The organism is Mesorhizobium waitakense, assembly GCF_056431085.1.
Genome location: NZ_JBWKME010000093.1, coordinates 37,179 through 63,653 on the forward strand (window position 1 = coordinate 37,179; position 26,475 = coordinate 63,653).

Below are 26,475 nucleotides of genomic sequence, written 5' to 3' on the forward strand. Positions count from 1 at the left end.
CCCTCTGGCCTGCCGGCCATCTCCCCCTCAAGGAGGGAGATTGGCAGCTCAGGCGCAGGCGTCCATCTTGCAGCGCTGGTCGTTTGCCAAGACGGCGATGACAGCTGATCTCCCCCCTTGAGGGGGAGATGGCCGGCAGGCCAGAGGGGGGTGGGCCAGGCAAAATACGTATGCATCAATTGCCCTCGAACACCGGCTTTTCCTTGGCCACAAACGCTTTGTAGGCGCGCTCGAAATCGCGCGTCTGCATGCAGATTGCTTGTGCCTGCGCTTCGGCCTCGATCGCCTGGTCGAGACCCATTGACCATTCCTGGTTGAGCTGCGTCTTGGTGATCCCGTGGGCGAAGGTCGGGCCGGAGACGATGCGCGCCGCCATGTCGAGCGCATCGGCTTCAAGCGATGCGGCATCGACCAGCCGGTTGTAGAAACCCCAGCGCTCGCCCTCCGCCGCCGTCATGGTGCGGCCGGTGTAGAGCAATTCGGCGGCGCGGCCCTGGCCGATGATGCGCGGCAGGATCGCGCAGGCGCCCATGTCGCAGCCGGCGAGGCCGACGCGGGTGAACAGGAACGCCGTCTTCGCTTCCGGCGTAGCAATGCGGATATCGGAACTCATGGCAATGATGGCGCCGGCGCCGACCGCGACACCGTCGACTGCCGCAATGATCGGCTTGCCGCAATTCAGCATCGCCTTGACGAAATCGCCGGTCATGCGGGTGAAGGCCAAGAGCTGCTTCATGTCCATCTTGACCAACGGCCCGATGATGTCGTGGACATCGCCGCCGGAACAGAAATTGCCGCCATTGGACAGGAACACCACGGCGTCGATGTCGTCGGCATAGACGAGGTCGCGGAATGTGTCGCGCAACTCGGCATAGCTGTCGAAGGTCAGCGGGTTCTTGCGCTCAGGCCGGTCGAGCCGAACCTTGGCGATCCTGCCCTCGACCTGCCAGAGGAAATGCTTCGGCTCGAGGCCGGCCATCCCGGTCATTCGCGTCCCTCCCAGTTGCTGCGGAACGAGGTCAGCATGCCGGTCAGCCGGCGCGCGTCGTCCTCGCTGACCTTGCCCAGCAATTCACCGATCCAGCCTTCATGGGCGGCGGCGATGATACCGAAGGACTTCACACCGTCCTCGGTCAGCCGCACCATCGAGGTGCGGCGGTCGCCATTGCGGCGGGCGCGGGCAACCAGCCCTTCCGACACCAGCCGATCGACGATGCCAGTGACATTGCCGTTCGATACCAAAAGAAAGCGCGACAGGTCGCTCATCAGCATGCCTTCCGGCGCGCGATAGAGTGCGGCCATCACGTCGAAGCGCGGCAGCGTCGTGTTGAAGTCCTTCTTCAGGCGCTCGCGCAGTTCGGCCTCGATCGTGCGCGAGGCACGCAGCAGGCGTATCCACAGACGCAGCCGGTCCTTGCCGGGTCCGGTCGGCGCGGGCAGGGGGCCGGCTACCATGTTTCGCCTCCTGAAATGGAAATCGCCTGTCCGGTGATCGATCGGGCGGCATCGCCACACAGCCAAAGTACGGCGGCGGCAACTTCTTGCGGCTGGATGAAGCGGCCTTGCGGGTTGGTCGAGGCAAGGCTCGACCGTGCCTGCTCGGCTGAACGGCCGGTCTTGTCGATGATACGCTGGATGGACTCCTCCAGCATCTCGGTCTCGACGAAACCCGGACACACCGCGTTGACGGTGACGCCGGATTTGGCGGTCTCGGCCGCCAGCGCCCGCATCAGGCCGACGACGCCATGCTTGGCGGCGACATAGGGCGCGACGTAGGCGTAGCCTTTCAGGCCTGCCGTCGAAGCAACGAACACGATCCGGCCGGTCTTTCGCACCGCCATACCGGCCAGCGCCGGCTTCACTGTCAGGAAGGCTCCGGTCAGGTTCACATCCAGCGTCCGCTGCCAGTCGGCAAGGGTGGTCTTGTGCGCCGGTGTACTACCGGCCATGCCGGCATTGGCGACGACGATGTCGAACGGGCCGCGCGCGGCTTCGGCAGTCTCGTAAAGCGACGCCATTGTCGCCTCATTGGTGACGTCGGCGGCAATGCCGAAGATGCGGTCGCTCTCCTTGGCGACCTTGGCGAGCTCCGCGTCGCGGCGGCCGCAAATGGTCACGTCGATGCCTGCGCTGGCCAGCGCCAGCGCGATGGCCCGGCCGACGCCGGAGCCGCCGCCGGTGACCAGCGCATGCTTGCCGGCAATCGTTGCAGCGGCGCTCATACTTTCAGCCCCGCCGCGGCGTCGCGCTCCGCCAGCCGGTAGAGCTGGTCGCGCCCGGGCAGATACGGATCCGGCCATTTGACGCCACGGTCGCCGAGCGTCACCGCCGCATGCAGTGTCCAGTAGGGATCGGCGAGATGCGGCCGAGCCAGCGCCACGAGATCGGCGCGGCCGGCCATCAGGATCGAATTGACATGGTCCGGCTCGTAAATGTTGCCGACCGCCATCGTCGCCATGCCGACCTCATTGCGGATGCGGTCGGAAAACGGTGTCTGGAACATGCGGCCGTAGACCGGCTTTGCCAATGCCGAGGTCTGGCCGGCCGAGACGTCGCAGATGTCGACACCGGCCTCATGCAGCAGCCGTGCGATTTCGACCGCGTCGGCCGGGGTGACGCCCTCGATGCCGACCCAGTCATTGGCCGAAATGCGCATCGAGATCGGCTTCTGTGCCGGCCAGGCGGCGCGCACCGCGCGGAAGATCTCCAGGGGATAGCGCATGCGGTTTTCGAGTGAGCCGCCATAGGCATCCGTGCGCCGGTTGGTGACCGGCGTGATGAAGGACGACAGCAGATAGCCGTGCGCGGCATGGATCTCGAGCATGTCGAATCCGCAACGATCGGCCATTTCGGCCGAGGCCACGAACTCGTCGCGCACTTTGTCCATGTCGGAGCGGTCCATGGCCTTCGGCACCTGGTTCTGCGGCGACCACGCAACGGCCGATGCCGCCATCACAGGCCAGTTGCCGGAGGGCAGCGGGACATCGGTGCCTTCCCAGCCGAGCCGGGTCGAACCCTTGGCGCCTGAGTGACCGATCTGAGCGCAGATCTTCGCCTCTGTCTCGGTATGGACGAAATCGACCAGCCGCCTCCATGCCACCTCATGTTCGGGCGCATAGAAGCCGGGACAGCCTGGTGTGATGCGGCCCTCGGGACTGACGCAGGTCATCTCGATATAGATGAGGCCGGCGCCACCCTTGGCGCGCTCGGCATAGTGGGTGAAATGCCAGTCGGTCGGACAGCCGTCGACAGCCTTGTACTGTGCCATTGGCGAGACGACGATGCGGTTCTGCAGTGTCATGTCGCGCAGCTTGAACGGTGCGAACATCGGCGCGCGGCGCAGGCTGTTGCCGCCGGCGCCCGCCTGGCGCTGGAACCATTCCTCCGCGCCGCCCAGCCATGCGGCATCGCGCAGCCGCAAATTCTCGTGGCTGATGCGTTGCGAGCGGGTCAAAAGCGAATAGTTGAACTGCACTGGGTCGAGGCCGAGATAGCGCTCGACCTCCTCGAACCATTCGAGCGAATTGCGTGCCGCCGATTGCAGCTTCAGCACTTCGGTGCGGCGGGCATCTTCATAATTGCGGAACGCGGCGTCGAGGTCCGGCTCGGACTCGACATACTCGGCCAGCGCCACGGCACTTTCCAGCGCCAGCTTGGTGCCGGAGCCGATCGAGAAATGCGCCGATGCGGCAGCATCGCCCATCAGCGCCAGGTTCTTGTAGGACCAGCGTTCGCACAGCACGCGCGGGAAATTGATCCAGGCCGAACCACGAATATGGTTGGCATTGGTCATCAGTGCATGGCCGCCAAGATGCTTGGCAAAAATACGCTCGCAGACGGCGATCGATTCCTGCTGCGACATCGTGCCGAAGCCGAAAGCAGCCCAAGTCTGTTCGCTGCACTCGACGATGAAAGTCGCGGTGTCGCTGTCGAACTGGTAGGCGTGCGCCCACACCCAGCCATGTTCGGTCTTTTCGAAGATGAAGGTGAAGGCGTCGTCGAATTTCTGGTTGGTGCCCAGCCAGACGAACTTGCATTTGCGGGTGTCGATGTCGGGTTTGAAGACGTCGACGAAGGTGTTGCGCGCTTTGGAATTCAGGCCGTCGGCGGCGACGACCAGATCATGCGTCTCCATATAGGGTTTCGGGTCGGCGATGTCGGTCTCGAACATCAGCTTGACGCCGAGTTCGCGCGCGCGCCGCTGCAGCAGGACCAGCAGCCGCTTGCGGCCGATGCCGCAGAAACCGTGTCCGGTCGAAACCGTGCGCACGCCGTCATGGATGACGGCGATGTCATCCCAGTAAGCAAAGTGCTTCTTGATCCAGACGGCGCTGACTGGATCGTTCTTCGACAGGTTTTCGAGTGTCTCGGCTGACAGCACGACGCCCCAGCCGAACGTGTCGTCGGCGCGGTTGCGCTCGAACACCGTCACCTCGTGCGCGGCGTCCCTGAGCTTCATCGAGATGGCAAAGTAGAGGCCGGCTGGTCCGCCGCCGAGAACCGCAACCTTCATCTGTGCGATCTCCTCTTCGCTTGCTGGTCCCAGTATCGCGCCGGCGGCAAATTATTTCAAGCTTAAAGTTTCATATCGAAATGATTGTCTGGATATCACGAAGGCGCGCTTGCGTGTTGTGGCGCAAGCGCGTCTTCCAATCATTTTTCCGGGTTCTTCGGGCTCCACAGCACGGTCTCGGCACCTTTCTCGTAAGCCATTCCCGCGGGGTAGCTGATCGCTTCCAGCTGCAGCCCCCACGGCGCCTGGAAGTAGAGAATGGTCTGGCCGGCGGCGGGCCCTTCCTTGACCGGCAGTGGCCCCATCCTCGTCTTGACGCCCTTGGCGTCGAGATAGGCTTTGGCGGTGGCGACGTCATCGACATAGAAGGCGATGTGGAAGCCGCCTATGTCGCTGTTCTTCGGCGTCAGGTCCTTCTGGTCGGGCGCGGTGTATTTGAACAGCTCGATGTTCGAACCATAGCCGCAGCGCACCAGGGTGATCTGCTCGATCACCGCCTTCGGGTCGACGCCCAGCACATCCTGCATGAAAGTGCCCTTGTCGTCGGCGAACGGACCGAACGACATCGCCTTCTTGCAGCCGACCACCTCGGTGAAGAAGTCGACCGCCTGCTTCATGTCGGGAACCGTGATGCCGGTGTGATCGTGCCCGCGCATGCCTGGGATCGAGCTGGCGGTGGCCAGGCCGGCGCTACCCAGGAGTGCCAGCGTGAGCGTTGCGTTTCCAAGTTTTGTTTTCATGTCAGTCCTCCATTGGCGGGACCTGGTCATTTGCGGATCGCACGTCCGAGGCCCGCTTTTCGGCGTGCGTATGCATTCATGTCGGCGCCCTGGCCGTGGCAGGAATGTCCAGCCAGCCGGCATCGATTTCGGGCAGCGGGATGGCTGAGATCAGGTCGCGCGTGTAGCTTTGCCGTGGGTTGTCGAACAGGGCATCGGTGGCGCTGGCTTCCACGATGACACCTTCGCGCATGACGATCACTTGCCGGCACAGCCGCCGAATGACAGACAGATCGTGGCTGATGAAGGCGACGGTCAGGCCCATCTCGGCCGCAAGCTTTTCCAGAAGGGTGAGGATCTGCGCCTGGGTCGACACGTCGAGGCCGGAGACGATCTCGTCGGCGAGCACGAATTTCGGCGACAGCGCCAGCGCGCGCGCAATGCCGACGCGCTGGCGCTGGCCGCCCGACAGTTCGTGGCGGTAGCGGCTGGCGAAGCTTTGCGGCAGGCCGACGCGCAGCAAGGCTTCGGCGACGCGCGCCTTCAGATTGTCGCCAAGGCCATTCTGCTTCAGTGGTGCGGCGATGATGCTGGCGATGGTGCGGCGCGGGTTGAGCGACGACATCGGATCCTGGAAGATCATCTGCAGGTTGCGGCGCAATGGCCTGAGCTCCGCTTCCGGTAGATGGGTGATGTCGCGGCCGTCGAAGTTGATGCTGCCGGCGCTGGGTTCCAGCAGGCGCACCAGGGCGCGGCCGAGGGTCGACTTGCCCGATCCGGATTCGCCGACAATGCCGGTCACCGAGCCCCTGGGCAGGTCGAAGTCCAGGCCTTTCAAGATCTCGGCCAGCGGCGCGCGGCCGATCAGCGGCTTGCGTGTCATGTCGAGCAGCGCGACCTTCAGCCCGCGCACCGTGAACAGCGGCTCAGCCATGGGGCCGCCTCCAGGCCTGGTCGGCGGCGGTGATCTCGGCGGAAAGCCCGGCCACGACCGCCTCGTCCACCGGCTTCAGCGAGGCGAACGGATCGGTGTAGCGCGGTGTCGCGGCCATCAGCGCCCGTGTGTAGGGGTGTTGCGGGCTGGCGAAGAGAGCAGCAGTCTCGGCCTCTTCGACCACCTTGCCGGCATAGAGCACCGACACTTTCTGGCTGATCTTGGCGACGACGCCGAGATCATGGGTGACGAACAGGATCGCCGTGCCGTGGTCGCGCTGCAACTGCGCGATCAGCCGCAGGATCTGCTTCTGCACGGTGACGTCGAGTGCAGTCGTCGGTTCGTCTGCGACGATCAGCCGTGGTTCGGCGGCGAAGGCGGCGGCGATCAGCACGCGCTGGCGCATCCCGCCGGAAAGCTCGTGCGGGTAGCTCTTCAGCACGCGATCGGGGTCGCGGATCTGCACCTCGTCGAGCAACTGGCGAATTCGGGTATCGGCCCTCTCACCGCTCCAGCCCAGGATCCGCACCAGCCGGTCGGTCATCTGCGAACCGATGCGACGTGACGGGTTGAGCGCGGTCAGCGGGTCCTGCGGGATCAGCGCCGTGCGTGCACCGATCAGCGTGCGCCTTGCCTTTGGCTCCAACCTGCCGAGGTCTTCGCCTTCAAGCAGCATGTCGCCCTCGACAATGCGCACGCTCGACGGCAAGACGCCAAGCACCGCCTTGCCGATCATCGTCTTGCCGGCGCCGCTCTCGCCAACCAGCGCGCGGACCTCGCCCGGTTGCACGGAGAGCGACACCGAGCGCAGCACGCGCTGGCCGTTCGGCAGCACGGCGCTTAAATCCCTGATGTCGAGACACGCGCTCATCGCAGCACCGGGTCGAAACGCGTCTTCAGCGCCTCGCCGAATTGGCTGAACGACAGCACCGTCAGGATCAGCGTGATCAGCGGAAACACCAGCACCCACCAGGCCTGATGGATCGACAGCCGGCCCTCGGCGATGATACCGCCCCAGGTCGGATCGTCGGTCGAGATCGACAGATTGACGAAGGAGAGGATCGCCTCGACGATGACGGCGATGCCCATTTCCAGCGACAGCAGCGCCACGATCGACGGCACTACATTGGGCAGCACTTCCCGCAGCATGATGCCGATGCGGCCATAGCCGGCGATGCGGGCATTCTCGACATAGTCCATGCGCGACTGGCCCATCGTCTCGGCGCGGATCACCCGGCAGAAACGCGTCCAGTCGATGACGGCGATGGCGATGATGACCGAACTCAGACCGGTGCCGAGCACGGCGACCAGCAGGATGGCGAACAGCACCGGCGGGAAGGCCATCCAGACATCGACGATGCGCGAGATGATGCGGTCGGCCCAGCCGCCGAAATAGCCCGATATCAGCCCGAGCGTCGAGCCGACCAGGCACGTGACGATGGCGGCGGCGAAGGCGACGATGAAGGCAATACGGCCGCCGAAGATCAGCCGGGACAACAGATCGCGGCCGAGGCTGTCGGTGCCGAGCCAATAGCCGGGCTCGGCGCCGCTCATCCAGAACGGCGGCAGCCGCTCCAGCATCAAATCCTGCGCCAGCGGATCCTGCGGCGCGACCAGCGGCGCGAAGATCGCGGCCAGCAGCGCCAGCAGCAACCAGCCGCCGGCCAGCCACAAGCGCGGGGATACGCCACGCCTCGGAGCGCGCCCCTCATCCATGGCGCAGCCTCGGATTGAGCAGCGCATACATCATGTCGACGGTGAGGTTGATCAATACGAACAGCAGCGCGAACACCAGCACGATGCCCTGGATCAGCGGCAAATCGCGGTTGATGACGGCATCGATTGCCATATTGCCGAGGCCTTCATAGGAAAACAGCCGTTCGACGATGACCGTGCCGCCGATCAGGAAGGTGAATTGCACGCCGACAAGCGTCAGTGTCGGCAGCGCGGCGTTCTTCAGCGCTTCGCGCAGGATGACCTGCGTTTCCGAAAACCCTTTCACCCGCGCCAGCACGACATAGTCGAGGTCGAGTACTTCCTTCAGCGACTGTTTCAACAGCTGCGAAATGATCGCCGCCAGCGGCAGTGCCAGCGCAACCGCCGGCATCAGCATGTGTTTGAGGAGATTCCAGGTGAGATCGAAACGGAGTCTTAGGATGCTCTCGGCCAGATAAAACTGTGTGACGAAGGGCAGGTCGAGCTGCGGCGACACCCGGCCGGAAATGTCGAAGATCGGCACCAGAACGCCAAACAGCAGGATCAGCACCAGGCCCCACAGGAAGTCGGGAATGGAAAGCGCTGCACCGCTGGCGATATCGATGCCGGCCTCGACCGCGGTGCCGCGTTCGCGCGCACCGAGGATCGCGGTCGTGCCGCCGAGCGTCACCGCCATCAGAAGGGCAACGATGGCGAGTTCCAGCGTCGCCGGCAGCCGATTGAAGACAAGACTGAGAACATCCTGCCGCAGCGAGATCGAGGTGCCGAAATCGCCCCTGACAACGCCGGACAACCAGATGAAGAACTGCTGCACGATGGTCTTGTCGAGTCCATAGAGTGCGCGCAGCCGGGCGATGTCGGCGTCCGTGGCGCCGGGCGGCAGCATCATCGCGATCGGATCGCCCGGCGCAACGCGGATCACGACAAAGACGACCACGGCAACGCCGAACAGCGTCACCAGCATCGTCAGAAGACGGATCAGGAATCTTTGCAGAAGCATGTAAATCTTTGCAGGAGCCCGCTGGCTCGTATGCCGGATAGGAAATGCGCGCCGTCTCGATGGGCGGCGCGCGGCAATCCCAGGCCGATATCAGGCCGGAGTCATCAGGGCAGGCAGCAACGCGCCGGACACGTGCTGCACGACATTGACGCCCTTGGCATGCACGATCGGCTGCGCATACTGCATCAGCGGCAGCACATAGGCCTGCTCGGCGATGTATTTGTCGACCGCCTTCCAGCCGGCAATGCGCTTGGCCTCGTCCTTCTCGCCCCATAGCGGGTTGATCATGTCGATCAGGTCCTGGCTGTCCCACACCGAATGCGGGCTCGGGCCATACATGGCAAAACCGGTAGAGGTGGTCGGATCGCCGATGGCATTGCCCCAATTGTAGAAGGCGGCCGGCGCCAGCTTGTCGGCAGCGCGCAGCTCGTAGTGCTTGGCGATCTCGTAGACCTCGATCGTCGCCTCGATGCCTACCTTGCGCCACATGCCGACGATCGCCTGGATCATCTCGTAGTCCTTGGGCTTGAAGCCCTTGGTCGTCTGTATGGTGAACTTGACCGGCTTTTCCGGCGAATAGCCGGAAGCAGCGAGCAGTTCCTTGGCCTTTTGCGGATTGTGCTCGACCTTGATCGACGCATCGTAAGCCGTGTATTCCGGCGTCTCCAGCGTGTCGATCGGCTGGCCGTAGCCGCGCAGCAGGCGGTCGACCAGCAGCTTCTTGTCGATCGACATGACGGCGGCCTGGCGGACGTTCTTGTCCAGCATTGCTTCGATGTCGTTGAAGAAGATCATGCCGATGTCGGAGACGTTCTTGCACGAGCCGGCAAGCCCGTCCTTGGCGATCAGCCGGTCGTATTCCTCATAAGGGATTTCGAGCGTCACCTGCGAGGAGCCGGACTCGACTTCGGCGACCCGGCTCGCTGCATCGGCAACGAACTTGATCGTCACATTCTCGAAGGCCGGCTTGCCGCCCCAGTAGTTCGGATTGGCTTTCAGCCGCAGGAAGGCGTTGCGCTCGAATTTTTCCACCATGTAGGGGCCGGTGCCGATCGGCGCCTTCTCGAAACCTTCCGCACCGACTTTCTCGTAGTAGGCCTTGGGCATGATGTAGCCGGTCAGGAACGACATCCATTTGAAATACACCGGGTCGAACTGCACGACGTCGCCGGTGATCTTGTTGCCGTCGATCTTGAAGTTGTTGACGTTCTTCCAGACGAACTGGATCGGGTTGCCGGTCTTTTCGTCACCCGCCCGCTGCAGCGACCAGACCACGTCCTCGGCCGTGAACGGCGAGCCGTCATGCCAGGTCACGCCTTCGCGCACCGTCATCATGATCTTCGTGCGGTCGTCGTTCCAGCCCCATTCGGTGAGCAGGCCCGGCGCAAAGGAAAGGTCCGGCTTTTGCGGGATGAACTGGTCGAACACCGACTGGTAGAGGCCCTGGATCGTCGGATTGACGGCCGAAGGTCCGGTCGTCGGATCCCAGGACGGCAGATTGACGTTGTAGGCGATGGTCAGTTCGCCAGCCGCCTTGGCAATCTGCGGCAGGCCGATGGCGGCCGCCCCGAGTGCCGCAGCACTGTATCCGAGCAATTCGCGTCTGTTGATTGTCATGGTCGTTCCCCTTGTTGGTTTATTGTCTTTGCGCGGCAATCTCAGTTCATCGGTTCAGGCTCCTTGGGCAGCAGCGCCTTGCCCTTCTTCACCCAGAAAAATCCTAGCGCTCCTACCTCCCGCCAAGTTGTTGCGCGAGCATGTAGCCCGAGGCGGCACCGGTGCCGGCGCCCGGCCATGTCGCGGCCCCCGTGAGATGCAGATTGCCGACTGGCGTGTTCCAGCCCGCAAAACCGCGCGCCGGACGGAACAGGAAATTCTGCGCCAGATGGTGGCTGCCGCAGACCTGGTCGCCGCCGACAAGGTTCGGGTTCTCGCGCTCGAGGTCGATGGGCGAAAACACCGCCCGGCCCAGGATCTTGTTGCGCAGGCCGGGCGCGTAGCTCTCGATGATGTCGAGAACGCGCTCGGCGTAGTTGTCCTTGACCTTGTCCCAATGCGCGGGTGCGATCTTGCCGGCCGCATCTCCCAGGATCTCGGCGGGCAGCATGCGCACCTGCACCCACAGCACGTGTTTGCCTTCGGGCGCTCGTGTTGGATCGATCGCTGTCGGCTGGCCGACGACCAGCACAGGTTCGTCCGGCAGCATGCCTGCCATCGCTTGCTGATAGGTGCGCGACATGGCGTCGAGCGAGGGAGACAGATGCACATAGGCAAACTGCCGCAATTCGGCGCCGGCGCGCCAGTCCGGCAGGTCGCCGAGCGCCAGATGGATCATCATCGTGCCCGGTGCGTGGCGAAACTTATTCATCGCCGTGTCGAACCCGGCGTCACCCGAACCATTGGGCAGCAGCTTGCCGGTCAGCGCGTTCGGCGCCACGCCGGCGATGACTGCCTTGGTCGCGGTATGCGTCTCGCCGGACGCGAGCCGCACGCCGTTCGCCTTGCCGGCGGAAACCGTGATCTCCGCCACCTCGGCACTGGTGACGATTGTGCCGCCAGCAGACGTGACCATGCCGGACAGTGCCCGGATGATGGTACCTGCCCCGCCCTTGCCCAGCATCATGCCGAAACTCTGGTTGGCCATCGATTCCAGATAGGGGAACACAGCGCCGCCAGCGATGTCGGGCGCGAAGTCGAGATGCATGCCCCAGGTGGCGAGCGTCGCCCGCACATGGGGAGATTCGAAAGTCTCCTCTAGCCAGGCGCGGGGAGATGACAGCAGCAGCCGGCCGGTATCGAGCGCGCCGGACATACCCTTCTTGCGCCACAGGTTCCATGCCGTGCCGGCTAGCGCGCGGGCGCTCATCGGCGATCCCAGCAGCCGGAACAGATGCTCGGCCTCCGTCGGGAAGGCGGCGACCAGCCTGCGCCATGTTGCGGCATCCGCGGCTGAAAAGGCGGCCATGCGCGAGGCGGTCTTTTCCAGGTCGTTGCTGACGCCGAACCAGCGTCCGTCCGGGAAGGCGCTGGCGAAACAGTCGCCGACCGGTGCGAACTCCAGCCCTTGGCGGTTCAATTCATTTGCATATTTCCGATGGAAGGCCGAGCCGGCAAACAAGCTCAAATTCATCGCGCCGAAATCGTGGCGGAAGCCTGGAAGGGTGAATTCGCGGGTCTGGACGGCGCCGCCGATTGTTGCATTGCGCTCGAAAATCCCGGTTTTACAGCCTTTGAGCGCCAAATGCGCGGCGCATGCCAGACTGTTGTGGCCCGCCCCGACAAAGATGGCGTCGAACTCGCTCACGCCCCGGTCCCATTTCCTTTATGCTTAAAGATAATTGCAGATGCATATGTTTTCGTCTAGTAGGATATTAAGGGCCGAGACGAGCCTTGATCATCATCACGAAAGAGGGAACAGAGACCATGGACACCCAAAAACTCCTCGGCGAAGTCGCCGGCCAGCTTCTTTCAGGCGCCATCAAGGTGGTCGACCTGTCGGCGCCGCTCGGGCCCGATACGCCGTTGATCAAGCTGCCGCCGGAACTCGCCGTCGACACGCCGAAGATCGAAATCCATAACATCTCCCGCTATGACAAGAACGGCCCGTGGTGGGCGTGGAACTGGCTGAAGCTCGGCGAACATTCGGGCACGCATTTCGATGCGCCGCAGCATTGGATCACCGGCAAGGATTATCCAGACGGCGCCACCGACACCATTCCGGCTCAGAACTTCGTCGGCCCGGTCAATGTCATCGACTGCTCGAAGGAAGCCGCCGCCGACCACGATTTCCTGCTCACCGTCGACCACGTCAAGGCGTGGGAAGCCAAGCATGGCGCGATCAATGCCGGCGAATGGGTGGTGATGCGCACCGATTGGTACAAGCGCAATGGCTCCGAAGCCGAGTTCCTCAACGCCAACGAGACCGGCCCGCACACGCCGGGTCCGACGGCGGAAACCATCCAGTTCCTGATCAGCAAGGACATCAAGGGCTGGGGCAGCGAGACGATCGGCACAGATGCCGGCAAGGCCGGCGGCATGGAGCCGCCATTCCCGGCGCATACGCTCATACACAAGGCCAACCGTTATGGGCTTGCCAGCCTCTGCAACCTCGACCAGTTGCCGCCGAAGGGTGCGATCCTGATCGCGGCGCCGCTCAAGATCGAACATGGCACCGGCAGCCCGATCCGCGCGCTGGCGCTTGTTCCGAAGGACTAAGCGAAAGCGTTTTGACGTGAGCCAGCCGGATCACATCATCGTAGGCAGCGGCATCAACGCGCTGGTCTGCGCGGCGATGCTTGGCGGCAAGGGCGCGAAGGTGCTCGTCCTCGAGCGCAACGACCGCATTGGCGGCTGCATGCGCACCGAGGAGATCACCGCGCCCGGCTTCATCCATGACGTGATGGCGACGACCTTCGTGCTGTTCATCACCTCACCGGCCTTTGCGGCGCTGGGCGCCGACCTCGCCCGGCACGGGCTGGAGTTCTGCCACACCGGCACGCCGACCGGCGTGCTGCGGCCGGACGGCAGCCATGCCGTGCTCGGCACCGACCGCGCCGCCAACATCGCGGCGCTCAATGCCATCGCCGCAGGCGACGGCGACCGGCATGCAGACGATGTCGGTGGCATCGAACGCAATGCCGGCCTGCTGTTCGGCCTGCTCGGCGGCAGCCTGTGGTCCTATCCGACGGCGAAGCTTTTGGCCGGTGACGGCTGGCGGCGTGGCCCGCGTGGCCTTGCCGCCTTTCTCGGCGAAGCGCTGGTGCCGGCGCGCAGCTGGCTCGAAAGCACCTACCGGTCGGAAACCATCCGCGCGCTGTGGGCACCCTGGGTGCTGCATGCCGGGCTCGGACCGGAAGATGCTTTCTCCGGCCAGATTGCCAAGGTCATCGCCTTTGCGCTGGAGGCAGCCGGCGCGCCGATCGTCAAGGGCGGGGCGAAGAACCTGCTGTCAGCCTTCGAGGCGCTCATCACCGAGCGCGGCGGTGTCATCTCCACCGAAGCGGACGTTGCTTCCATCATCCTGACTGGAGGTCGCGCCACCGGCGTGCGGCTGGCCTCGGGCGAAACGGTCAATGCGAAGAAGAGCGTCATCTGCTCGGTCACGCCGACGCAACTCTATGGCCGGCTGCTTGGGGCTGATGCTCCCAAAACCGATGTCGAGGCTGCGCAGAAATACCGCTACGGCAAAGGCAATTTCCAGATCCACTACGCCTTGGACAGACCGCCGGCATGGCGCGGCGAAGGCCTGGACAAGGTCGCGTTGCTGCACCTGACACCGGGACTGGATGGCGTGTCAAAGGCATGCAACGAGGCGGCGCGCGGCATGCTCCCGGAGGTTCCGACCATCTGCGTTGGCCAGCCGCATGCGCTCGATCCGTCACGCTGCCCACCGGGCAAGGCGATCCTGTGGCTGCAACTGCCCGAGGCGCCGCGGCATATCAAGGGCGACGCCGCCGGCAAGCTGGGGACACCGGCCGATGGCCAATGGACCGAGACGCTGCGCGAAGCCTATGCCGACCGCGTCGAGGCCATCCTCGCCAGCCATATCGACGGCTTCAAGGACAGCGTCATCGCGCGCCGCGCCTATTCGCCGGCCGATCTCGAAGCGATGAACATCAATCTGGTTGGCGGCGACCCTTATGGCGGCTCCTCGACCATCGACCAGTCGTTCCTGTGGCGCCCGTTCAAGACCAGCCGCAACCATCAGACCGGAATCAAGGGCCTCCATCATATCGGCGCCTCGACCCATCCGGGTGCCGGCCTCGGCGGCGGCTCCGGCTTTCTCCTGGCGGGGAGGCTGTGATGGAACAGAAGGTCGCGGAAAAGCGCCAGCGCATTTCGACCTTGGGGCAGATCGGCCTGCAGCAATTCGCGCCCTATCTGATGAACCGCATCATGGGCCGCTACAACGCCACTTTGCGCGACGATTTCCGCAAGCAGGGGCTGACCATTCCGCAGGTCCGCACGCTGGCCGTGCTGTCGGTCACCGACGGCATCACCGTCAACGACCTCTCGGTCTATACGGTGATCGAGCAGTCGACCTTGAGCCGGACGCTCGACACGCTGGAGGGCCAGGGCCTGGTGCGGCGCGAGCAGGGTGTCACCGACAGCCGCATCCGCCATGTCTTCCTGACCGACGATGGCCGCGCCGAGTTCACCCGCGCCTGGCCGGCCATGCATGACGCGTTCGAGGCGATGTTCAACGATATCGACGACGCCGAATATTCCGCGCTCATCGCCACACTTTTGAAGATGCTCAAAAACATTCGCAAGCACGACATCTAGACCTACGCGCCGCCAGCGCTGGCGGTAACGGAAGGGAGAAAAAAATGGCCGAACGGTCTTTTGCCAAGGAAGTCGAAAAGCTGCGGCTCGGCGCCGGCGAGGAATTTGCCGGCGAAGGCATTCTCGCCATCACCAAGGCGCTGCTGCAATGCGGCGTCGGCTATGTCGGCGGCTATCAGGGCGCGCCGATCAGCCATTTGATGGACGTGCTGGCCGATGCGCAGGACATTCTGGGCGAGCTCGGCGTGCATTTCGAAGCCAGCGCTTCGGAAGCCACCGCCACCGCCATGCTGGCCGCATCGGTGCATTACCCGATCCGCGGGGCGGCGACCTTCAAGTCGACCGTCGGCACCAATGTCGCCTCCGATGCGCTCGCCAATCTGGCGTCCGGCGGCGTCACCGGCGGTGCGCTGATCATTGTCGGCGAGGACTACGGCGAGGGCTCCTCGATCATGCAGGAGCGCAGCCATGCCTTTGCCATGAAGAGCCAGGTCTGGTTGCTCGACCCGCGCCCCAATTTGCCGTCGATCGTCAAGGCGGTGGAGGACGGCTTCGAGCTGTCCGAGATTTCCAACACGCCGGTCATGCTGCAGGTCCGCATCCGCTGCTGTCATGTCCATGGCCATTTCATCGCCAAGGACAACAAGCGGCCGCCGATGACGGTGGCCGATGCGCTCGACGCGCCACGCCGCGACACCGGCCGCATCGTGCTGCCTCCCGCCTCCTTCCTGCACGAGAAGGAGAAGGTGCAGAAGCGCTGGCCGGCAGCGGTGGATTTCATCCGCAAGAACAAGATCAACGAGATGTTCGGCTCGGATCATGGCTCGGTCGGCATCGTCATGCAGGGCGGCATGTACAATTCGGTCATCCGCGCGCTGCAGCGGGTCGGCCTCGCCGACACCTATGGCGATACCGACGTGCCGCTCTACGTGCTCAATGTCGTCTATCCGTTGATCGACGACGAGTTCCTGTCCTTCTGCGAGGGCAAGCAGTCCGTGCTGGTCGTCGAGGAAGGCCAGCCCAACTACATCGAGCAGGCGTTTGCGGCGATGCTGCACAAGGCCGGGCGCGGTACCAGGCTGGTCGGCAAGGAGCATCTGCCGATGGCCGGAGAATACACCGGCCAGGTCATGCTCGACGGCATCGGCGCCTTCCTGCGTGCCGAGGCGCCGCATCTGTTGCCGGGCGAGGTGCGCGCGCCCAACAAGGTCGGCGACGGCGTCGATACCGCTGATCTGATCAACGTCGTGCCGGGCCGTCCGCCGGGCTTCTGCATCGGCTGCCCGGAACGGCCGATCTTTGCCGCCACCAAGCTGGTCGAGCAGGAACTCGGCAAGCACCACATCGCTTCCGACATCGGCTGCCATTTGTTCTCGATCATGCCGCCATTCGAGCTCGGCGCCACCACCATGGGCTATGGGTTGGGGCCGGCCTCGGCCTCGGCATTCAATTCGCCCGATGCGAAGCGCCGCTCGATCTCCTTCGTCGGCGACGGCGGCTTCTGGCACAACGGCCTGACCTCCTCGATCGGCAATGCGGTGTTCAACAAGAACGATGGCGTCATCGTCATCGTCGACAATTTCTACTCGGCCGCCACTGGAGGGCAGGATATTCTGTCGTCGCGCGCGGGCAACAAGACCAAGTCGACGAAGCATCCGATCACCGAGGCGGTGAAAGGTATGGGTGTCAAATGGCTGCGCCACATCGACCGCACCTACGACGTGACCAAAATGCAGGACACGCTGCGCGAGGCGCTGACGACGGAGGAGAAGGGGCCGAAGGTTATCGTCGCCTCGTCCGAATGCATGCTCAACCGGCAGCGCCGCGAAAAGCCCCTTGTCGACATGGCGATCAAGGGTGGCGAGCGCGTGGTGAAGCCGAAGTTCGGCATCGACGAAGACATCTGCACCGGTGACCATGCCTGCATGCGGCTGTCCGGTTGCCCGTCGCTGTCGGTGAAGTCGCTCGACGATCCGCTGCGCGACGATCCGGTGGCCCATATCGACCAGAGCTGCGTCGGCTGCGGCAATTGTGGCGAGGTCGCCGATGCGGCGGTGCTGTGCCCCTCCTTCTACCGCGCCGATGTCGTGCACAATCCGGGCCGCTGGGACCGCTTCCTCGAAGCGGCGCGGCGCGCCACCATCAGCCTGTTGCAGCGCCGCCGCGAAAGCCGGCGCCTGACTTTCGCCGATGCTTGACGCTGTCCCGCCATTTCGCCCACGAGCCGGCGCTCACGACGACGAGCGCGTCATCAAGCTCGCCGTGCTGGCGGTCGGCGGCCAGGGTGGTGGTGTGCTGGCCGACTGGATCACCGACGTCGCCGAGCGCAACGGCTACATCGCGCAATCGACCTCGGTCGCCGGCGTCGCCCAGCGCACCGGCGCCACCATCTACTATGTCGAGATGGCCCGCGACACCGGCCGGCTGCCGGTCTTCGCGCTGTCGCCCTCGCAAGGCGACGTCGACATATTGATCGCGGCGGAACTGATGGAAGCCGGCCGCGCCATCATCCGCGGTTTCGTCACACCCGAGCGCACGACGCTGATCGCGTCCTCGCACCGCATCGCCGCCGTCTCGGAAAAGATCGAGCCTGGCGACGGCCGCGCGTCCTCCTCGAAAGTGCATGCGACGGCGGAAGCCGCCTCGAAGCGCTTCATCGCTTTCGACATGGAGAAGATCGCCGCCGACAAAGGCTCGATGATCTCCGCCAGCCTGCTTGGCGCGTTGGCCGGGTCCGACGCGCTGCCGTTCACCCGCGAAAGCTACGAGCACGCGATCGGTGCCGGCGGCCGCGGCGTCAAGGCCAGCCTTGCCGCCTTCGGTGCTGCGTTTGATCGCGCGCGCGGCACGGCGGCCCCGACGCCAAAGAAGGTAGAGCCGGCGATTGTCGGATCTGCGCTGGACGCAGGGCATGTGATTGGGCCGCAAAGCCTGCTGCAAGGCTGGCAGGCGCTGACCGCCCGCATCGATGTGATGCCCGAGGCGGTGCGCGACATGGCGCTCAGGGGTCTGAGAAAGGTCGTCGACTATCAGGACGTCGCCTATGGGGGCGAATATCTCGACCGGCTGGACAAGGCCATCGCGCTGGACGGGCCGGATCGCGGATATGACTTGTCGGTCGCTGCCGCGAAGCATCTCGCCAACGCCATGTGCTACGACGACATGATCCGTGTCGCTGATCTCAAGACGCGCTCGACGCGCGACCGGCGGGTGCGCCGCGAGGTCGGCGTCAAGGACGGTTCGATCCTCCAGGTGACCGAATATTTCCATCCGCGCATCGAGGAGTTCTGCGGTACTTTGCCGGCAAACTTAGGCAGCTACATCGAGAGCCGGCCGAAGCTCGCCGCCTTTCTCGACCGCCGCATCAACCGTGGCCGTCGCATCCGCACCGACAGTTTCGCCGGCTTTGCAGCGCTCTGGTTCATCGGCGGCTTGCGCCGATGGCGCCGTCGCCTGCTGCGTCACCAGGTGGAGACCAACCATCTCGAACGCTGGTACGCATTGGCACTTGGCTACGTGTCGGCCGACTACGCGTTGGCCGTCGAAATCCTCAACTGCCGCCGGCTGATCAAGGGCTACAGCGACACCCACGTCCGCGCCCAGTCGAAATTCGACCGGGTGCTGTCGGCGCTCGATCTGGTCAAGGGCCGCCCGGATGCCGCCGACTGGATCCGTCGCCTGCGCGAGGCAGCGTTGAAGGACGAGAAGGGCGACATGCTCGACGGCGCGCTGAAGACCGTGGCGACGCTCTGAAGCAAGCTACTTCAGGCGATGAGGTCCCGCATCGGCTTCACCGCAGCGGACTCCGGAAACACCTTGTCGCCAAGCACGGCGGCCGAAAGGCCGAACTGGTCGGCGAGCAGCCCTTTCAGCACTGCTCTGACATCAGAGGTCGGCGCCAGGTCGCGTTGTTCGTAAAGCTGAGCCGGCTTCAACCCCGGCCAGTCGGCGATGACGCGGCCGCCCTTGATCGCGCCGCCGGCCAGCAGCACCACGGTGCCGGTGCCGTGATCGGTGCCGACGGTGCCGTTGACCTGCGCCGTGCGCCCAAATTCGGTGATGGTGACGATCGCCGTGTCCTTCCAGCGCTCACCCAAGCCCTTCTCGAATTCCCCGAAGACGCCGTCGAGGCCACCGAGCAAGGTGGCGAGCCGGCCGGTCGCACCGCCTTCATTGACATGCGTGTCCCAGCCATCGAAAGCCAGGGCTGCAACGCGCGGCCCGTCATCGGCCGCGATCAGCCTGGCGGCGCCTTGTGCCGCCTGCCGCATCCCCGCCGCGCTGTCGAGGCCGCCCTTCGGCTTCATTGTCTTGCCCATCTTGTCGTCCACGGCCATCCGGTCGGCGTCGAGCCCCTTTTGCAGCGCCACTGCGAGAACCGGGTCGCGGTGCTGGTAGAGATCGAGAACGCGCGACGCGAGCCCGTCGCCGGGCGTCGGCAGCGATAGCGGCGCCCAGCCAAGCACCGGCGCCGCCCCACGGATCAACAGTGGTGTCGACGGCCCGACGGCCAGACCGCCAAGCGTTGCCACGCGGTCGCCCGCTGGCAGGCCTTCCAGCGCCCGATTGAGCCAGCCGGTCGTGACATGTCCGGGACCGGCAAAGCCGCTTTCCAGCACATCCTGGCCATCGAAATGCGAGCGCTCGCGATAGCCGGTCGCGGCCGCATGCACGACCGCCGCCTGGTTATTCCTATACAGCCGCGCAAACACCGGCATTGCCGGATTGAGCGCGAAGAAGCCGTCGAGCGGCAGCGCCGCATGCGGACCGCTTAGCGACAAGGCGATGTCGCCATGCAGGCCGGCATAGTCGGGATCGCCGACCGGACCGACCGCCGAGAGCCCGTCCAGCGCGCCGCGCAGCACGATGACGATCAGGCGCGGATCGCGATTGTCGGCGGCGCGGGCAAAGCTGGGCATGTAGGCCCAGGCAAACAATGCGCCGCCGGTCATCAATATCGCGCGGCGGGAGGGATCCGGTGTTTCGCACAGCAGGCTCATGATTTCGTCTCCACGGCAGCGATCTTCGCTGGAACTATCTGCGCTGGAATTCGGGAGCCATCAGCAACAGCGCCAGCCCTTGCTGCTTGGATTCGGCCCTTGCGATCGCTTGCCTCGTCTCCGGTGAGGCGGCAGGGCCGATCAGCGCATCGAGCATGTCGTTGGGATTGCCGATATCCCTAGCCTGCCGCGCTGCCTGCCAGGCGATGTCGAGGCGGATCTTCATGCCCTCCGCCGATGCCCAGCCGTCGGCCCCGTCGGGAAAGCCGTTCGGTCCCGGCGGTTGCCACAGCGGCTCGCCCAGCGCGTTGAGCCAACCGAGCGACTGGCCGGGATCGTTGGCCGGACCGGGACCGGTCGCCCTTCGGATGGCGACGACATAGTCGAAGGGCGAACGCATCTTCGCCAACGGCGTCGACCACGCCTCCGGCATGGCGATGAGGGCGGCGGCCAGCGCCCGCAGATTGCCGTCGGTCTTGGCGAAGACCTTGGCGAGGCGAGCGATTGCAGACGGCGGCGGCGTGTCGGCTATGAAATGGCGGGCCAGCTTGGTGGCGATATGCAGGGCCGTTGCCGGGTGGCGGGCGATATCGTTGAGCGCGGCTTCCGCCTGTCCCATGCCGCCGGCAGGATAGGTCTTGCCGAGCAGCATTGCATCCCCCGGCTCATGTGCGTTTGCGTTGAAGACAAAATTGCCGGGCTCGCCCAGCCGCCCGTCGCGCCCGGCCATCGTCCAGCCTGTGAGGATGCGTGCGAAACTGGTGACGTCGGCCTGGCTGTAGCCGCTGCCGACGCCGAGCGTGTGCAGTTCCAGGATTTCACGGGCGAGGTTTTCATTGAGCCCGCGCTTGCGGTTGCTGCCCGCACGAGAGTCCGGCCCGATCGACTGCTGGTTGTCGAGATTGAGCAGCATCGCCGGATGATGCTCCACCGCCAGCAGCATATCGGCAAAGCGGCCGAGCACGAAAGGGCGGATGGCCTCCCGCTCGAAGGCACCGGCGCTGGCTTCAATGAGGATGTCCTTCGCCACCGAAACACAGAAATGGTTCGACCAGAAACAGACGAGCCGTTCGACGAAGCCGGCCTTCGCCCGAATGGCCTTGTCGAAGCGCGCCTGTGCTTCCGCTCGGAACAACGTCTCCTCGACCTGCGGCACGACGGGTTTGTCGGTCGGCGCAGGCGCAAGCGCGGGGTGGGCTAGCGTGATCTGGGCGGGCAGGGCCTGTGCGGGCACAGCTTGGGCGCTCGCCGTCGCTGGCTGAGCTGCCGCGGCGGCCATGCGCTCGCGCTGGAGCTGGAAATTTGCCGCCATGCTGGCCTGGATGGCCGGCGTGCTGCCCAGCAAGCCGGTATAGGCCGGATCGTCGAGCGAGATCATGGCGATGTCGGCTTGCCGCAGTTCCGCCCTGAGATAGCCGCGCGGGTCGCCGGCCAGCATCTCGCGGTCGCCGGGCCTTGCACCAAGCCCGAAGCGGTTGAATGCGACGAGTACCGGATCTGGCGGCAGGGAATTGGAGGCCGGGACAGTCAAGTCAGCTCTCCATCGCCTGAGCCTCAAGCGCCTGGCGCATGAGGCTCGTTCGAGCCGTTTCGTGCATAGTCAACAGGGGGAGGAGGCCGGCGCGGAGTGGCCGACCCCCGACGCGCATCCTACCACTGATGCCGGCGGTGCCAGACATGGTGCCGATGCCAGGCGTAGAAGGCCGGGCCATGCCGATAGATGTAACGAGGGTAGACCACCATACGATTGGGCACGCAGCGTCCCCAGGGATTGGGATGCCAGCCCGGACCGCAGCCCCAGGCGGCATGCTCGACCAGCGCCGGCGCGGCAAGCGGCGCCATTGGCATCGCCGAGGATGCCGCAGCCGTCGCAACCGTTCCGGTCACGGCGAGAGCCGCGGTGAGCACGTATTTTGTCAAATAATTCATGGCCATACTCCGAAGTGTCCGAGGTTGAAAACCTGCACGCACCTGGTCCGGCAGGTCCTGCCCTTCTCCTGTTAAACGGCGTCGTCGGCGTTTTCCGTCGGTCGTCACGGCGATTTTTTTGGCACCGCCGACAGCTGCGACCCAGCGCGTCTGGTGAGCCCTTCCGCCAGCACGCGGCGGCCCTCGGCGGAACTTGCCGCCGCGAACTCGACGATGCGCTGCTCAAGCCGCATGCGCACGGCAACGTCGGCATTGCGCGCCCGCTCCAGCGCCGCCGACAGGGCCGTCGCGTCCAGAACCGGCTGTCGCAGCAGGTCTGCCGCCTCGCGCCTGGCTTGCTGGCCGTCGAGGATGACCTGACGGGATTGGCTGCGAACGTCGCGCAGCGCCTCGCGGAACACCGTGCGATCCTGCTCGGGAAGCCGGCCGCCGGCAGTCTCCAGCGAGTAGCCCTGGCCTGACTTGCCGCTTCTTATCCAGACGGCCCCGCCGGCAAGCGCCCCGGCCAGGAAGACGTTGAGCACCACCGACAGGGTGACGAGGTTTCGGCTCATGCTCATAGGTCTTCCTCGATCGTGTCGCGGTCCGGGCTGGCGTCGCCGAACGCCGTCGCATTGGCGTCCAGCACATTGTGGTCCGGCTGGACCTCGGGCGTGACGATGCTCACCATGGCCAATCCGGCGACAGCGCCTGCCAGACCAATGCCGGCAAGCCCCAGTCCAAGCCACCAGAACCGCCGGCGCCGGCGTTGGGCGAGGTATGGGCCAGCGGCCTGCAGGATGCTGCCGTGCAGGGCCTTGTCGGGTGCGCCGACGCGGTAGCCGTCCAGCAGGGCGTCAAGTCTCCCGGCATGCTGCAAAATGGCCTGGCCAGTCTCGCTCGGCGCAAAGATCGCGGCGGCCACCCGTTCAGCCTCCGGCCATCGCCGCAAGTCACCGCCATAGGCCTCTGCCAGGGCCGCAAAGCGCTTGGCATGCATTGCCGGTTCGTTCCTGGACCCTTCAGCCATTGTCTTCCCCTTGCCCATCGGTGCCGCTTGCCCGGTTCTCACTCATCGGCGCCATCCCTGGCCAGGATCGTCTGCAGCGACCGCCGGCCGCGCGAAAGCAGGCTCTCCAGGGCATCGAGGCTGATCTCCAGGGTCGCTGCCGCCTCGACGTTGGGCATCTCCTGGTAATAGACCAGAACGATCGCTTCGCGCTGGCGCGGCGCTATACCTTGCAGCGCCCGTTCGACCCGCTGCGCTTCCTCCTGCGGATGGGCATCGGGAAGTGCCGCGGGATCGACCATTTCCGGCAGGTCGTCGGTCACCCATTCGCGCTTGCGGCGCAGCCTGTCGTAGCAGAGGTTCAGCGTCACCCGGTGGATCCAGCTGTCGAAGCGCGCATTGCCGCGCCGCCAGCCCGAGGCATGGCGCCAGATCCGCACGAAGGTCTCCTGCGCGACATCCTCGGCCTCCGCAGCATCGCCGAGCATGCGCACGGCAAGCGCCAGGATGCGCGGCAGTTTGCGCGCGACGAGCGTCTGCACGGCTGCCGGATCCCCGGCGCCGACGCGGCGAACCAGCTCCTCGTCCGGATCGGCGCTCATCAGCCGGCGCACTCCCGATGTTCATCGCACGTCATTGCCTCTTGGTCATTGCTCCTGCTTGGGAGCGGTTTTGTGGCCCGGCAGTTCGTCGGCCGTCAGGACGCCGTCGGCATTCTTGTCCAGCCTTGCAAAGCGCTTGGCGAAGAAGGCATCGAGTTCGGCGCGGTCGATGAAGCCGTCATGGTTGGAATCGATACGCGCGAAGGATTTGACGGGGTCGCCCTTGATGTTGCGCTTGGCCTGAAAGGCTTCCCATTCCAGCAAGCTGATCTTGCCGTCGCCATCCGTGTCGGCAGCCATGATCGCCTTTTCGCGCCGCTTCTGGAATTTGGCCAGCGTGATGTCGGACCTGGCCTTTGGCGTGGCTGGTGCGGCAATCGGCGGCGTCGCGGCAGGCGGCTGCGTCGCTGTCTGGGCGAGAGCCGCCACGGTCAGCAGGCTCAAGGCAGCGGCAAGTATAGAACGGCATATCATGTGTTGGCGTCTCCGGTGGCGCGTGGCCACGGCTTGAGCCGAGGTCACGCTTCGACCGTTAAACGCCGCGACGACGGAAATCCGTCGGTCGCGCGGCTCTGTTTCGGACGCATTTCTTGGATGCAAGGGCTCCGTCGGCGGCCGCAGTGATGTACCAAACCCGGCGGCCTCAGCGCTGGACGTGAACCCGTGCCAGGTTTGGCGCCGGTTCAAGCGAAACCGCGTCGGCAGGGACCTAGTCTGACTGGTCGGCCGCGACCAGCTGGTCCGGCTTGAAGCCGGCATGTTGCGGGGTCCACACGTCACCCTCGCGGTTGAACCAATGGCACATGAATATGCCTGAGGCCGCGCCGTCGCTGATTGTCATTTTCGGGCCTCCGGACTTCAGCCTGACGACGTCTCCGGTCTTGAAATTGTTGGGCATTTTCGACCTCCATTCAGAGGCTCAGAGTGTCACACCAAACCAGGGCCTCGACAATGGCCGATATGCCTCGCCGGCACCGCAAGCCTTTGCTCCAGCAGCGGTTCGGCCTTAACCTTTCCGTAAATATTTGGCTGCTACTTGGACACCGATGGCCTCGTGGCGGAGCGGCTACGCTGGAGACTGCAAATCTCTGAAGCCTCGGTTCGATCCCGAGGCGAGGCCTCCATCCTCACTTCCTGTCCGACAAAGCAGCGAGAGACCGGAGCACGGCCTTTGGTCCAGTGACGACGCCATTGATTGTTGCTTGAAGGAATGGTGCCGCTTAGGTGACTCGAACACCTGACCCCATCATTACGAATGATGTGCTCTACCAACTGAGCTAAAGCGGCCCGGGAGGCCAGAGCCTCCAAGATGCGGGGGTGATAGACTCAACCGGCGGCGAATTCAAGATGCGACTTGGCAATTCACGCGAGGCCGTCGAAAGCCGTCCGCCGCGTTGCTCGCCAATCGGTCGCCGAGTCAGGCTCGCGCGGTTCGCACCCTCCTGCTGGTGAAAATTGATGAAACACGCTGATTTCGTTGCCGGAACAGCGTCGGAATGGACTTTGCACACCCTGACAAGGCAGAATGCGCCGCTCGCCCGTTGATTGATTGGTCGCCTGCGGCTAACGATCATGGCAAGGTTGGGCAAACGTGCAGGGGGATCCGCTTGGACGCAATCGAAAAGGCGATCCGGAACGCCTTCGAGAAAGGCAATGCCGAGGACCGCGCGTTCCGCGAAAGGGTCTATCGATCGGCTTTTGCCGCGCTCGACCGTGCGCTTCAGGCCAATCCTGACGTGACGGTGGAAGTCGCCATCAAGCGCCGCAAGGCGATACAGGCCAAAATCACCGAAATCGAATCCGAGTATCTGCCGGCGGTGCCGGATATCGGCCCGCAGGGCGATGCGCCGGCGGTCGAGCTTGGCGGGGACCCGGCTCCTGCGGTCGAGGTGGGTGCGGACCCCGCTCTTGCGGTTGAGACCGGGCAGCCGGCATCACCCGTCGTTGTCGTCGACGAACCCGTGCAATCCGCCTCCGATGCGCCTCGCTCGCGTGTGCTGCCAGTCGTTCCCGACATCATGCCGGACGCCGGCCTTCCCGGCGCGCCGGCCATCGACATGTCTGCTCCCGACTCGGCCGAGGCCGCGACGGAAGTGGCGCCCGATCGCGATGAACGGCGCATAAGGGGGCGTCGCCTGCCGCTGACCGCCATCTTCCTGACCGTGACTCTGCTTGCCGCTGTCGGTATCGGCCTGTTCTTCGCCGTGCAGACCGGTGTGTTCAAGACACAGGCGCAGCTCGACACCGCTCCGCCCGAAGCGCCGCCGACCGTCAACGACGACGACTTCACACCGGCCGATGGCGACACCGGCCCAGCAAAGCCCGGTGCCGCGGACCAGTCGCGCGACTGGATCAACGTGTTTTCGCCAACCGACGCGTCGCATGTCAGCGCCCCGTCGGATGCCAAGGCCGAAGTGATGAAGGACGACACCGGGTCGTTCCTGCGCATCCGTTCCGGAGCCTCCGGTTCGGCGATCAGCTTCGATGTCGGGCAAGGCGTGCTGGAACAGCTCGCCGGCAAGCATGCCGTGTTCGACATCATTGCACGCTCCGAAGAAGGCAAGGAGACGCAGATTTCCGTCGACTGCAACTTCGGCGAACTGGGCGACTGCGGCCGCAAGCGCTACGCGGTCGGCCAGCAGCAGAACGAATACCTGTTCGACGTGCAGTTTCCCAAGAAGCACCCGGGCTCGGCCGGCACGATCGCCGTCAATTCCGACTTCGACAAACAGGGCAAGGCGGCGGACATCTACGAAATCCGGGTCTCGGTCGAGCCGTAAGCGCATCCA

At 64.7% G+C, this 26,475-nt stretch carries 25 protein-coding genes and 2 tRNA genes; 7 read left to right on the forward strand and 20 right to left on the reverse strand.

All coding sequences use genetic code 11. The features are described 5' to 3' along the window. Nucleotides 1–175: 175 nt before the first annotated feature. From AC07FD_RS19720 to AC07FD_RS19770, 11 genes are all read right to left on the reverse strand, one after another. Nucleotides 176–988 (reverse strand): enoyl-CoA hydratase family protein, encoded by an 813-nt coding sequence (locus AC07FD_RS19720; RefSeq protein ID WP_477393326.1) that lies wholly within the window; start codon nt 986–988, stop codon nt 176–178. Further along, complete coding sequence (locus AC07FD_RS19725) at nt 985–1,455, reverse strand: MarR family winged helix-turn-helix transcriptional regulator (protein WP_477281972.1); 471 nt, start codon at nt 1,453–1,455, stop codon at nt 985–987. The genes AC07FD_RS19720 and AC07FD_RS19725 overlap by 4 nt, the downstream gene beginning before the upstream one ends. Next, a complete protein-coding gene (locus AC07FD_RS19730; RefSeq protein ID WP_478351208.1) occupies nt 1,449–2,222 on the reverse strand; it encodes an SDR family NAD(P)-dependent oxidoreductase in 774 nt (257 codons plus the stop codon). The genes AC07FD_RS19725 and AC07FD_RS19730 overlap by 7 nt, the downstream gene beginning before the upstream one ends. After that, complete coding sequence (locus AC07FD_RS19735) at nt 2,219–4,513, reverse strand: bifunctional salicylyl-CoA 5-hydroxylase/oxidoreductase (RefSeq protein ID WP_478351209.1); 2,295 nt, start codon at nt 4,511–4,513, stop codon at nt 2,219–2,221. The genes AC07FD_RS19730 and AC07FD_RS19735 overlap by 4 nt, the downstream gene beginning before the upstream one ends. A gap of 140 nt (nt 4,514–4,653) precedes the next feature. Continuing rightward, the gene (locus tag AC07FD_RS19740) at nt 4,654–5,253 is read right to left on the reverse strand and encodes a VOC family protein (protein ID WP_478351210.1); all 600 of its coding nucleotides are present in this window, start codon (nt 5,251–5,253) and stop codon (nt 4,654–4,656) included. Nucleotides 5,254–5,329: 76 nt separating this feature from the next. Beyond that, on the reverse strand, nt 5,330–6,166 hold the full coding sequence (locus tag AC07FD_RS19745; RefSeq protein ID WP_478351211.1) for an ATP-binding cassette domain-containing protein: 837 nt from the start codon (nt 6,164–6,166) through the stop codon (nt 5,330–5,332). Continuing rightward, a complete protein-coding gene (locus tag AC07FD_RS19750) occupies nt 6,159–7,037 on the reverse strand; it encodes an ABC transporter ATP-binding protein (protein ID WP_478351212.1) in 879 nt (292 codons plus the stop codon). The genes AC07FD_RS19745 and AC07FD_RS19750 overlap by 8 nt, the downstream gene beginning before the upstream one ends. After that, nucleotides 7,034–7,882, reverse strand: coding sequence for an ABC transporter permease (locus AC07FD_RS19755; protein WP_478351213.1), 849 nt, complete (start codon nt 7,880–7,882; stop codon nt 7,034–7,036). The genes AC07FD_RS19750 and AC07FD_RS19755 overlap by 4 nt, the downstream gene beginning before the upstream one ends. After that, nucleotides 7,875–8,882: an ABC transporter permease gene (locus AC07FD_RS19760; protein WP_478351214.1), complete on the reverse strand. Its 1,008-nt coding sequence runs from the start codon at nt 8,880–8,882 to the stop codon at nt 7,875–7,877. The genes AC07FD_RS19755 and AC07FD_RS19760 overlap by 8 nt, the downstream gene beginning before the upstream one ends. Before the next feature lie 90 nt (nt 8,883–8,972). Beyond that, a complete protein-coding gene (locus AC07FD_RS19765) occupies nt 8,973–10,499 on the reverse strand; it encodes an ABC transporter substrate-binding protein (RefSeq protein WP_478351215.1) in 1,527 nt (508 codons plus the stop codon). 112 nt (nt 10,500–10,611) lie between these two features. Next, on the reverse strand, nt 10,612–12,186 hold the full coding sequence (locus AC07FD_RS19770; RefSeq protein WP_478351216.1) for a phytoene desaturase family protein: 1,575 nt from the start codon (nt 12,184–12,186) through the stop codon (nt 10,612–10,614). 119 nt (nt 12,187–12,305) lie between these two features. On the opposite strand from AC07FD_RS19770, the gene AC07FD_RS19775 reads away from it, so the two are divergent. From AC07FD_RS19775 to AC07FD_RS19795, 5 genes are read left to right on the forward strand one after another with little or no spacing between them, the layout of a single operon-like run. Further along, a complete protein-coding gene (locus AC07FD_RS19775) occupies nt 12,306–13,097 on the forward strand; it encodes a cyclase family protein (RefSeq protein ID WP_478351217.1) in 792 nt (263 codons plus the stop codon). A gap of 16 nt (nt 13,098–13,113) precedes the next feature. Beyond that, nucleotides 13,114–14,685, forward strand: a complete 1,572-nt coding sequence (locus AC07FD_RS19780; RefSeq protein ID WP_478351218.1) for a phytoene desaturase family protein — start codon at nt 13,114–13,116, stop codon at nt 14,683–14,685. Then, nucleotides 14,685–15,167, forward strand: coding sequence for a MarR family winged helix-turn-helix transcriptional regulator (locus AC07FD_RS19785; RefSeq protein WP_095082552.1), 483 nt, complete (start codon nt 14,685–14,687; stop codon nt 15,165–15,167). Before AC07FD_RS19780 ends, AC07FD_RS19785 begins: the two co-directional genes overlap by 1 nt. A gap of 44 nt (nt 15,168–15,211) precedes the next feature. Beyond that, entirely contained in the window at nt 15,212–17,365 is a 2,154-nt protein-coding gene (locus tag AC07FD_RS19790; RefSeq protein WP_478351219.1) for a thiamine pyrophosphate-dependent enzyme, read from the forward strand. Further along, nucleotides 17,358–18,920, forward strand: a complete 1,563-nt coding sequence (locus AC07FD_RS19795) for an indolepyruvate oxidoreductase subunit beta family protein (protein ID WP_478351220.1) — start codon at nt 17,358–17,360, stop codon at nt 18,918–18,920. Before AC07FD_RS19790 ends, AC07FD_RS19795 begins: the two co-directional genes overlap by 8 nt. Nucleotides 18,921–18,931: 11 nt before the next feature. Here AC07FD_RS19795 and AC07FD_RS19800 read toward each other — a convergent pair whose 3' ends face one another. From AC07FD_RS19800 to AC07FD_RS19835, 8 genes are all read right to left on the reverse strand, one after another. After that, nucleotides 18,932–20,167 (reverse strand): DUF1501 domain-containing protein, encoded by a 1,236-nt coding sequence (locus AC07FD_RS19800; RefSeq protein WP_478351221.1) that lies wholly within the window; start codon nt 20,165–20,167, stop codon nt 18,932–18,934. A 34-nt stretch (nt 20,168–20,201) separates the two neighbouring features. Beyond that, nucleotides 20,202–21,698 (reverse strand): DUF1800 domain-containing protein, encoded by a 1,497-nt coding sequence (locus tag AC07FD_RS19805; protein WP_478351222.1) that lies wholly within the window; start codon nt 21,696–21,698, stop codon nt 20,202–20,204. 119 nt (nt 21,699–21,817) lie between these two features. Then, nucleotides 21,818–22,096 carry a GCG_CRPN prefix-to-repeats domain-containing protein gene (locus AC07FD_RS19810; protein ID WP_478351223.1) on the reverse strand — a complete coding sequence of 93 codons (279 nt, stop codon included), beginning with the start codon at nt 22,094–22,096 and terminating at the stop codon, nt 21,818–21,820. A gap of 104 nt (nt 22,097–22,200) precedes the next feature. Further along, on the reverse strand, nt 22,201–22,656 hold the full coding sequence (locus tag AC07FD_RS19815) for a periplasmic heavy metal sensor (protein WP_478351224.1): 456 nt from the start codon (nt 22,654–22,656) through the stop codon (nt 22,201–22,203). Next, nucleotides 22,653–23,105 carry a hypothetical protein gene (locus tag AC07FD_RS19820; RefSeq protein WP_478351225.1) on the reverse strand — a complete coding sequence of 151 codons (453 nt, stop codon included), beginning with the start codon at nt 23,103–23,105 and terminating at the stop codon, nt 22,653–22,655. Before AC07FD_RS19820 ends, AC07FD_RS19815 begins: the two co-directional genes overlap by 4 nt. Nucleotides 23,106–23,143: 38 nt before the next feature. Further along, entirely contained in the window at nt 23,144–23,686 is a 543-nt protein-coding gene (locus tag AC07FD_RS19825; RefSeq protein WP_478351226.1) for an RNA polymerase sigma factor, read from the reverse strand. A gap of 45 nt (nt 23,687–23,731) precedes the next feature. Further along, complete coding sequence (locus AC07FD_RS19830; protein ID WP_478351227.1) at nt 23,732–24,160, reverse strand: EF-hand domain-containing protein; 429 nt, start codon at nt 24,158–24,160, stop codon at nt 23,732–23,734. A gap of 235 nt (nt 24,161–24,395) precedes the next feature. Next, nucleotides 24,396–24,584 carry a YodC family protein gene (locus AC07FD_RS19835; protein WP_095082538.1) on the reverse strand — a complete coding sequence of 63 codons (189 nt, stop codon included), beginning with the start codon at nt 24,582–24,584 and terminating at the stop codon, nt 24,396–24,398. A 150-nt stretch (nt 24,585–24,734) separates the two neighbouring features. Here AC07FD_RS19835 and AC07FD_RS19840 point away from each other — a divergent pair. Then, nucleotides 24,735–24,810: transfer RNA gene (locus tag AC07FD_RS19840), tRNA-Cys, on the forward strand. Nucleotides 24,811–24,897: 87 nt separating this feature from the next. On the opposite strand, the gene AC07FD_RS19845 is transcribed toward AC07FD_RS19840, so the two are convergent. Further along, nucleotides 24,898–24,973: transfer RNA gene (locus AC07FD_RS19845), tRNA-Thr, on the reverse strand. Nucleotides 24,974–25,293: 320 nt separating this feature from the next. On the opposite strand from AC07FD_RS19845, the gene AC07FD_RS19850 reads away from it, so the two are divergent. After that, nucleotides 25,294–26,466: a hypothetical protein gene (locus AC07FD_RS19850; RefSeq protein WP_478351228.1), complete on the forward strand. Its 1,173-nt coding sequence runs from the start codon at nt 25,294–25,296 to the stop codon at nt 26,464–26,466. Nucleotides 26,467–26,475: the final 9 nt, after the last annotated feature.

Bases quoted from the DNA above. Each gene is read 5' to 3' on its own strand.
- AC07FD_RS19720 (WP_477393326.1), bottom strand. From the start codon at position 988: ATGACCGGGATGGCCGGCCTCGAGCCGAAGCATTTCCTCTGGCAGGTC.
- AC07FD_RS19725 (WP_477281972.1), bottom strand. From the start codon at position 1,455: ATGGTAGCCGGCCCCCTGCCCGCGCCGACCGGACCCGGCAAGGACCGG.
- AC07FD_RS19730 (WP_478351208.1), bottom strand. From the start codon at position 2,222: ATGAGCGCCGCTGCAACGATTGCCGGCAAGCATGCGCTGGTCACCGGC.
- AC07FD_RS19735 (WP_478351209.1), bottom strand. From the start codon at position 4,513: ATGAAGGTTGCGGTTCTCGGCGGCGGACCAGCCGGCCTCTACTTTGCC.
- AC07FD_RS19740 (WP_478351210.1), bottom strand. From the start codon at position 5,253: ATGAAAACAAAACTTGGAAACGCAACGCTCACGCTGGCACTCCTGGGT.
- AC07FD_RS19745 (WP_478351211.1), bottom strand. From the start codon at position 6,166: ATGGCTGAGCCGCTGTTCACGGTGCGCGGGCTGAAGGTCGCGCTGCTC.
- AC07FD_RS19750 (WP_478351212.1), bottom strand. From the start codon at position 7,037: ATGAGCGCGTGTCTCGACATCAGGGATTTAAGCGCCGTGCTGCCGAAC.
- AC07FD_RS19755 (WP_478351213.1), bottom strand. From the start codon at position 7,882: ATGGATGAGGGGCGCGCTCCGAGGCGTGGCGTATCCCCGCGCTTGTGG.
- AC07FD_RS19760 (WP_478351214.1), bottom strand. From the start codon at position 8,882: ATGCTTCTGCAAAGATTCCTGATCCGTCTTCTGACGATGCTGGTGACG.
- AC07FD_RS19765 (WP_478351215.1), bottom strand. From the start codon at position 10,499: ATGACAATCAACAGACGCGAATTGCTCGGATACAGTGCTGCGGCACTC.
- AC07FD_RS19775 (WP_478351217.1), top strand. From the start codon at position 12,306: ATGGACACCCAAAAACTCCTCGGCGAAGTCGCCGGCCAGCTTCTTTCA.
- AC07FD_RS19785 (WP_095082552.1), top strand. From the start codon at position 14,685: ATGGAACAGAAGGTCGCGGAAAAGCGCCAGCGCATTTCGACCTTGGGG.
- AC07FD_RS19790 (WP_478351219.1), top strand. From the start codon at position 15,212: ATGGCCGAACGGTCTTTTGCCAAGGAAGTCGAAAAGCTGCGGCTCGGC.
- AC07FD_RS19795 (WP_478351220.1), top strand. From the start codon at position 17,358: ATGCTTGACGCTGTCCCGCCATTTCGCCCACGAGCCGGCGCTCACGAC.
- AC07FD_RS19800 (WP_478351221.1), bottom strand. From the start codon at position 20,167: ATGAGCCTGCTGTGCGAAACACCGGATCCCTCCCGCCGCGCGATATTG.
- AC07FD_RS19810 (WP_478351223.1), bottom strand. From the start codon at position 22,096: ATGAATTATTTGACAAAATACGTGCTCACCGCGGCTCTCGCCGTGACC.
- AC07FD_RS19815 (WP_478351224.1), bottom strand. From the start codon at position 22,656: ATGAGCATGAGCCGAAACCTCGTCACCCTGTCGGTGGTGCTCAACGTC.
- AC07FD_RS19820 (WP_478351225.1), bottom strand. From the start codon at position 23,105: ATGGCTGAAGGGTCCAGGAACGAACCGGCAATGCATGCCAAGCGCTTT.
- AC07FD_RS19825 (WP_478351226.1), bottom strand. From the start codon at position 23,686: ATGAGCGCCGATCCGGACGAGGAGCTGGTTCGCCGCGTCGGCGCCGGG.
- AC07FD_RS19830 (WP_478351227.1), bottom strand. From the start codon at position 24,160: ATGATATGCCGTTCTATACTTGCCGCTGCCTTGAGCCTGCTGACCGTG.
- AC07FD_RS19835 (WP_095082538.1), bottom strand. From the start codon at position 24,584: ATGCCCAACAATTTCAAGACCGGAGACGTCGTCAGGCTGAAGTCCGGA.